This window comes from Alteromonas sp. AO-Serp (assembly GCF_017849675.1).
Taxonomy (GTDB): Bacteria; Pseudomonadota; Gammaproteobacteria; order Enterobacterales; family Alteromonadaceae; genus Alteromonas; species Alteromonas macleodii.
The window spans coordinates 1-7,755 of record NZ_JAFLMX010000138.1 but is presented as its reverse complement, the minus strand read 5'-3'; the positions used below and the strand labels follow the sequence as shown (position 1 = coordinate 7,755).

Sequence of the window (7,755 nt, the reverse complement as noted above, 5' to 3'; positions counted from 1 at the left end):
ATTTGGTAAGTAGCGAACAGTCTGAGTCTTCGCATTATGTTAGGGCAAGCACTGTTGCGCCCGATGGCGACGAACCAAGGCTAATTAAGCAAGGGATGCCATACGGTGATATGGCCTCTCAAGGTTTATTCTTCGTAAGCTGTAGTGCCAGTACGCGGCCATTTAAACAGATGCTCCACAGCCAAATATACGGCAACGGTGAAGGCGATTATGACAGATGGCTGGACTTTACCAGTGCTGAAACAGGTGCTGCGTTTTTCGCGCCATCCATTAATTTCATTCGCCAGCAGGCTAAGTTATCTGAGTCCTAAATTTAACCGTCGCTTATGGCCATTGGGATTAGTAGACTAGCGCACCATCCCAATCTTCCTTAAAATCGACGCTTCTGTAAATTCGACAAACATCTATGTGATGATGCGCTAGCGAGTCGTTTGGGCTCATAGCGACAGCGGTCTCAAAAAAAGAAATGGCCTCATCCCACTGCTGATTTATACGGCATGCGATACCTGCGGCAATCTTGGTCTGAACCGCCAACTTCTTTTCCTGCTCACTCTCTGAAAGGTGGCTTAACACCTCGTATATTTCAATTGGCGCTTTTCGTCCTTTCACTCTTACCCAGTCAAGCAAGCGGGTTTTAATTGGGAAGCCAGACCCTATGGTCTGAAGAACTTGGGCACTGACGATAATATCCGCCTCGTATTTGGGTGTTAAAGCTTCTAAGCGAGAAGCAATGTTTACACTATCGCCAATGACGGTGGTATCCATCCTATCTTCTGAACCCACCGTACCCATAATAACAGGGCCAAAGTGGATACCTATTCCCATATTAATTGGTTCGTAGTTACTGTTCTTTCTATGGCCGTTATATATTGTCAGCGCTTTGCGTAAGTCGAGCGCAGCATTAACCGCATCCATAGCTTTTTGTTGTGAAGATCCTTCGCGATGATCGAACAGCGCCATAATGGCGTCGCCCATGAACTTATCAATAAAACCGTGGTTTTGATGAATAGGATCGTTCATTCTGGTGAAATAAGAATTAAGAAAGTTCATCAACTCTTGTGGCGTAATACGTTCAGAAAAACCGGTAAAGCCTCTGATATCGCAAAACATAATCGCAACGTCGTTTTCAGCCGCATAGCCAAGACCCAGCGCGTCTACGTCAGAATTCGACATGTGCTCCACAAACTGCTTTGGAATGAATTTTTGAAAGGTTTGTGTAAGCCTTTGGGCCTCATCGGCAGCTGTGTGAAAGTGCGTTTCATCGTCGTTTTTTGCGACAGTGGTGGAGACATGACGCCGACGTTTAAATTGGCTAGCTCTGTATGCAAACCGACGGCTGCGCCTTACGTGCAAAGTTGTGATAGCGACACTGTAGAGAAAAAGCGCGCAAATAGCGCCAAACTGCCAATCCATTGATAACACCACACCTATAAACTGCTTTTAAATGAAGGCTAATAATCTAGCCCGCGAGGAATTCAAGCGTTACGTATGAGAGAAGCAATGAAGAAGAGGCACTAACACGCCACGGTGGGCGTATTAGTGCAAAAATTACCAGAAAGGAATTAACTTAAAGCGTTGAGAACACTTTATCTGCTGCAGCAAGGGTTTGCTCAATGACTGCAGCGTCATGCGCTTTAGAAACAAAGCCCGCTTCATAAGATGCAGGTGCTAAGTAAACGCCTTGCTCTAGCATACCGTGATAGAACTTGTTGAATTGCTCGGTATTACAGTTAATTGCTTGCTTGTAGTTCGTGACTTTCTCTACGTCAGTAAAGAATATCCCAAACATACTGCCGGCAATATTAGTAGTTAGACTAATATTGTGTTTGTCAGCAAGGGCTTGGAAACCATCAACTAGCGTTTGCGTATTTTCGAAAATTGAATCGTAAAGTCCAGGCTGCTTTATTTGCGTTAAAGCAGCAAGACCTGCAGCCATTGCTACCGGGTTACCAGAAAGCGTACCCGCTTGGTAAATTGGCCCTGTCGGTGCTATGTGAGTAATAATGTCACGACGGCCACCAAAACAGCCCACTGGCATGCCGCCGCCAATGACTTTACCCAAGCAAGTCAGGTCTGGTTTGATGTTATAACGCTCTTGCGCCCCGCCGCGAGATACGCGGAAGCCTGTCATTACTTCATCAAAAATCAATACGCTGCCATATTGGTCGCAAATAGCGCGAAGTCCTTCAAGGAAGCCTTCCACAGGAGGGATACAGTTCATGTTTCCTGCGACAGGTTCAACGATAATGCACGCAATATCATCGCCATGGGCTTCGAAAATTTCTTTTACGCTGTCTAGGTTGTTGTATTCAACGGTAAGCGTATGCTCAGCAACATTTGCTGGAACACCTGGTGAACTTGGTACACCAAGGGTTAGCGCCCCTGAGCCCGCTTTAACTAGCAGAGAGTCGGCGTGCCCGTGGTAGCAGCCTTCAAACTTAACAATTTTGTTTCTGCTCGTGTAGCCGCGAGCCAGGCGAATAGCTGACATGGTGGCCTCTGTACCAGAGTTCACCATGCGTACCATTTCCATAGATGGAACCAGTTCGCTAACCAACTCAGCCATGATCACTTCAGCTTCGGTAGGTGCACCGAAAGATAGGCCGTTATACGACGCTTCAATAACCGCTTCGCGAATTTGAGCGTTATTGTGACCTAGAACCATAGGGCCCCAAGACTGAATATAGTCAATATATTGTTTGCCATCCGCATCCCACATGTAAGCGCCATCAGCTTTCGTGATGAAGCGAGGTGTACCGCCTACCGCTTTAAAAGCGCGAACGGGTGAATTTACGCCACCAGGAATGGTTTTTTGGGCGCGGGTAAATAGGGCTTCAGATTTTTGCATGTAATTACTTACTCTTATTGCTGTACCAAACAACGTCACGCTCGTACTTAGTGAGAAGGTTTTCTACACCCAGAGTAAGCGCAAACAATGCCATTCTGACAAGTACACCATTGTCGGTTTGTCTAAAAATGGCGAGGTTTGGATTAAGGTTTAGATCGTTATCTAATTCGTTGGCTTCCATACGTGAATCTCGTGGAAGTGGATGCATGATAACGGTCTTCGACTGAAAGTGTTTCGTGTAAATCGACTGATTAAGGCGGAACTTACCTCGGTATTTGTTGGCTTCTTCTTGAGAAGGAAAGCGCTCTTCCTGAATGCGTGTTTGATAGCATATGTCCGCATCCATATTCCCTTCAAGGGTATCGGTAATCGTAAGCTGGTGCCCCGCATTTTCGATGGCGTCTATGATGGGCTGAGGCATGGCCAGCTCTTTTGGCGAAATGAGCGTAAAGCGAATGTTTTTAAACAAACATAACAAGCGAGATAAAGAGTGTACTGTTCGGCCGTAACGCAAATCACCAATCATGGCGATGTGTAAGCCGTCAATGCCGTGACCATTGTATTCCAGTTCACGTTTAATCGTGAACAAGTCCAACAGTGCTTGGGTTGGGTGTTCGTTTGCACCATCACCACCGTTGATAACAGGTACACGACTACCTTCGGCAAATTCTGCCACTGAACCCGCCGCAGGATGTCGCATTGCAATAATGTCGGAATAGCCGCTCAGCACACGGGCTGTGTCGTACAACGACTCACCTTTAGCCAGCGCAGAGCTCGACATGCCGGTGGTTTCTCTAACTTCACCACCTAAAAGGTTGAATGCGGTACCAAAGCTAACTCGCGTACGGGTACTTGGCTCAAAGAAAAGGTTACCGAGAATGGCGCCATCTAGCACGGTTGTGCGCTTTTGTCGTTTGGCATAGGGTTGCATGGAATTGGCAACTGAGAACACTTTCTCAATGGCCTCGCGATCGAATTGATTAACCGAAAGAATGTGGTTACCGGTAAAGTCAGACATGCGCTTCTCAATCATCAACGAAAACGGCGCTAGTTTATAATACCGCTGGGGTTAAGTCATTAGCGCAACGTTAATCTTGCCTTACGTTTTTCTCAGTTTGGCGTTTTATTGAAAAGGGCTTTCCACAAATCAAAACACAAGTGTGCATGTGCGCAGATGTCGACTAATTGTGTTGCTGAGTATAGTGGGTAAAGAGTAAAAGGATCTTTTCAGCTGCGCTATTTACGTGAGCTGTAATCGCTTCGTCTTGAAGCGGAGACTGTATGCCGCACAGCATCATTGTGTGATATTCCCCCTTAAGCAGGGCGCAATAGTCAACTGCCAGCTGTTGGGCGATATCACGGCTTAAGCTACCTTCTCCGAACTTCTCTATGACATCACTCAATGTAGATAGGGAAGCTTCGGGCCCAGCCTGATAAAAAAGTGTTGCCACATGAGGGCTATTTACCGCTTCAGCTATAATTACTCGAAAGATAGCAATGGCTTCAGGATCTTGTAATAGTCGCACAAACTGACAGCCAACTTTTCGTAAACATTCTAATAGTGAGAGTGAGCCTGAAGTGGCGTCGATAAGTTGCTGGGTGTCGAGTTGGTATGATCTGCATTTCGATGAGATTGCTGCTTTAAAGAGAGCATCTTTTCCTTCGAAATGAGAATAGACCGTTTGTTTAGACACACCTGAGGCTTTAGCCACAGTGTCCATAGATGTGTTGGCAAAACCCTCTTTTAAGAACAGGCAAGACGCTGCATGCAATATAAGATGGTATTTCTCTTCGCTTTTAGGTCGGCCTTGCTTTCGAGTGGTAGCCACGTTCGTTCTCACTTTATTGACGAATATTTAAATATCAAACTGGACGGTCTAGTATTTATATACTAGCATAGCACAATAAGTATGCAAATATAGCCCAGAGCAAACGCTAAACTGGTTAAAGGAAATGTTATGACTGCTGCAACGACGCCTTCTAAAAGTGGCAAACTCTCACTTATTATCGCTATTGCCGTTTTTACTGCAGCGTTGGTCATTCTTTTGATGACAGCAGGTCTTGGCAATGCGACACAAACGCCAGAGGCAAGAGTTCCCGTTGCAGTGTCCACTGGAACAGTCAAAATTCAATCGGGCTTTGAAACTCCAATCAATGTTTTTGGGCTAATCGAATCCCCGCGGGCCACTTCGCTTTCATTCGATATGGCAGGGCAAGTCAATACATTACTTGTTGAAGAGGGCGATGTAGTAAGCAAGGGAGATGTTCTAGCCCGTCAAGATATTCAGCGTCTCAACGCCAGAAAACGTGAGCTTCAAGCCTCACTTGAGCGTGCGAACGCCGACCTTGAACTTGCTAGTGTAAACAGCGAAAGAACCACGTCGTTGGTTGAGAAAAAGCTAGAATCAGCGCAGCGACTAGACGAAACCAAGGCAAGTCTCAATGTCGCTAAGGCCCAAGTTAGTGAAATGCAGGCCGCCCTTGAATCACTGAATGTAGAAATAGAAAAAACGACCCTTATTTCTCCCTTCGATGGCGTAGTCAATCGACGATTTTTTGATGAAGGCAGTGTAGTTAGCGCTGGAACGCCCGTGTTTGGAATTACGGGCATAGAGAATTATCAGGCACGTTTCGCGGTACCTGCCGATGTTGTGGATCAGTTTGACCTTAATGAGCCGGTGCTGGTTAGCGTCGGGGATATTGATGTGGCGGGTACTGTTACGCAACGCTTACCTGTTCGCAACGTGCAAACGCGAACCATTGATATTTTAGTGACATTAAATAGTAATGAGCGGGTACGCCCCGGTGACATGGCCATTTTGTCTGGCTTTCGTTCTCACTCTGAGACCGGAAGTTGGCTGCCGGTTAACGCGCTAAGCAACGGCTTGCGCGGTTTGTGGCGTGTATTTGTTTTATCAAACGAGCAAAACGCCACCCTTGAAGCCCGTGTAGTGGAAGTTGTATATACCGACGGAAACAACGCGTTTGTGCGCGGAGCGCTTAAAGATGGAGAGGTTTACGTAAGCGAAGGTACACACAAACTCGCACCTGGCCAAATGGTATCAATCCCCAGTCAACATCAAGCTGGGGCACGCTAATGAAGTCATTTAACTTCGGCTCAGATAAATCTTATCCATGGTATACCTTATTTTACCGACGAGGGCATTTACTCATACTGAGTCTTCTGGTGCTAGTCACAGCAGGGTTGTCAGCATTAGGCTCTCTGCCGCGTATTGAAGACCCGCGAATAGATACGCGAAACGCATTAATCATCACTCAATACCCAGGCGCATCGGCGGAACGGGTAGAGGCTTTGGTTAGTGATGTGCTTGAAGACAGGCTTAGAGAAATATTTGAAATAAAGGAAGTGAAGTCCACGTCGCGTGCTGGTATCTCCATCATTCTCATAGAGACGCAAGACTGGATAAATAATTCAAGTAATGAACAACTATTCAGTGAAATTCGCGATGCCATTGGCGCTGCCGCTGAGTCATTCCCTGAAGGTGCAATGGCGCCAGTTTTCGATGAAAAGCGCGGCGCGACAGCGTTCACTTTATTGCTATCTGTGCGAGCAGACCACTTTGAAAATACCCCTATTACACTCACCGCGCGTTTGGCTCAAGAACTTACAGACAGGCTGCGAAACGTTAACGGCACTGAGCTAGTGCGTGTATACGGCGCACCGCAGGAAGAGATTAGCGTCAATATCGACCCTATTAAGCTTGCCGCAACGGGTCTTACCTTACAGCAAGTAAGTAATTTAATAAGCCGCGCCGACCCCAAATTGCCTGCGGGTATGCTTAACTCCCAGCAAAGCAATTTGCGCTTTACAGTGGGAGAGGGCTTAAATGGCGTGAACATGATTGCTTCAATTCCCTTAGTTAACGAGCAAGGCCGCTACTTACGGGTAGAAGACGTCGCTACAGTGGAGCGCAGTTTTACTACCCCTCGCAACGAAGTGGCATTTCTAAATGGTGAAGAGTCTATATTTGTGGCAGCGCGTATGCAGCCGTCACTGCGTTCTGATGTATGGACAGAAAATGCATTAGCAGTAGTGGAGCAGTTCAATAAAGACTTCAGCGGAACCTTAACCGCTACCGTCGCATTTGAGCAAAACGAATATACCGCTACTCGCCTTGCTGACTTATCGATGAACCTGCTTATGGGGTGCGCCGTGGTCATGATGGTTATTCTACTTTTCATGGGGTTTCGTGCTGCGTGGATTGTGGGCCTGGCACTTCCCTTATGCGCCGCTTTTGCCTTGTTCTCTTTAAGTTTTTACGACGAGCAAATTCACCAAATGTCTATCTTTGGCATGATCATCGCCATTGGTTTACTAATCGATAATGCCATTGTTATTACCGATGAAATTCGCATTAATTTACAAGATCCTAATTTAACGCGAGTAGGTGCTATGGCCAAAAGCGTTTCACATCTATTTGTACCGCTGCTGGCTTCAACGCTGACGACCATATTAGGCTTTATGCCCATCTTTCTTTTAGATGGAAACATCGGTGACTTTGTTGGCCCGATTGCCATTAGCGTGGTGATGGCACTTATTGGCTCGCTGTTTATTTCTCTTACTATCATTGCAGCCCTCGCTGCCCGATTTTTGCCAAAGCACGACAATAGTTCGCAACGTGAAATAGCATCGAAGGCGTGGTGGAAAGTGGGACTACAAGCGCCAGAGCTCAGTCTCGCTTTTAAAAAGCAATTGGGTAGGTGGGTTAAACAGCCAATTTTGGTGCTACCGGTTATTGCTATCCTTTGTTTATCGGGTTTTGTATTGTCGGGCACCTTGGCCAATGTGTTTTTCCCAAGTGCAGATAGAGACCAGTTCGAAGTGTACCTGTGGACCAAAGAAGGGAGCAGCATCGACAACACAACGAGCTATGTTAAAAAAATAG

7 protein-coding genes are annotated in these 7,755 nt (G+C 46.5%); 3 read left to right on the top strand and 4 right to left on the bottom strand.

Annotation, left to right across the window (positions count from 1 at the left end; all coding sequences use genetic code 11):
• On the top strand, nt 1-311 hold a 311-nt coding region (locus tag QVA83_RS10070), incomplete at its 5' end, for a Dyp-type peroxidase (protein WP_287498429.1).
• 28 nt (nt 312-339) lie between these two features.
• On the opposite strand, the gene QVA83_RS10065 is transcribed toward QVA83_RS10070, so the two are convergent.
• From QVA83_RS10065 to QVA83_RS10050, 4 genes are all read right to left on the bottom strand, one after another.
• Nucleotides 340-1,413, bottom strand: a complete 1,074-nt coding sequence (locus QVA83_RS10065) for an adenylate/guanylate cyclase domain-containing protein (protein ID WP_014948007.1) — start codon at nt 1,411-1,413, stop codon at nt 340-342.
• Nucleotides 1,414-1,567: 154 nt separating this feature from the next.
• Nucleotides 1,568-2,848, bottom strand: a complete 1,281-nt coding sequence (gene hemL / locus QVA83_RS10060; RefSeq protein ID WP_014948008.1) for a glutamate-1-semialdehyde 2,1-aminomutase — start codon at nt 2,846-2,848, stop codon at nt 1,568-1,570.
• A 4-nt stretch (nt 2,849-2,852) separates the two neighbouring features.
• On the bottom strand, nt 2,853-3,866 hold the full coding sequence (locus QVA83_RS10055) for an aspartate carbamoyltransferase (protein ID WP_014948009.1): 1,014 nt from the start codon (nt 3,864-3,866) through the stop codon (nt 2,853-2,855).
• A 163-nt stretch (nt 3,867-4,029) separates the two neighbouring features.
• Nucleotides 4,030-4,677: a TetR/AcrR family transcriptional regulator gene (locus tag QVA83_RS10050; protein WP_014975467.1), complete on the bottom strand. Its 648-nt coding sequence runs from the start codon at nt 4,675-4,677 to the stop codon at nt 4,030-4,032.
• Nucleotides 4,678-4,806: 129 nt separating this feature from the next.
• On the opposite strand from QVA83_RS10050, the gene QVA83_RS10045 reads away from it, so the two are divergent.
• Nucleotides 4,807-5,946: an efflux RND transporter periplasmic adaptor subunit gene (locus QVA83_RS10045; protein ID WP_156077799.1), complete on the top strand. Its 1,140-nt coding sequence runs from the start codon at nt 4,807-4,809 to the stop codon at nt 5,944-5,946.
• Nucleotides 5,946-7,755: efflux RND transporter permease subunit (locus tag QVA83_RS10040; RefSeq protein WP_287498428.1), on the top strand; the 1,810-nt coding region annotated here is incomplete at its 3' end. The genes QVA83_RS10045 and QVA83_RS10040, both read left to right, overlap by 1 nt.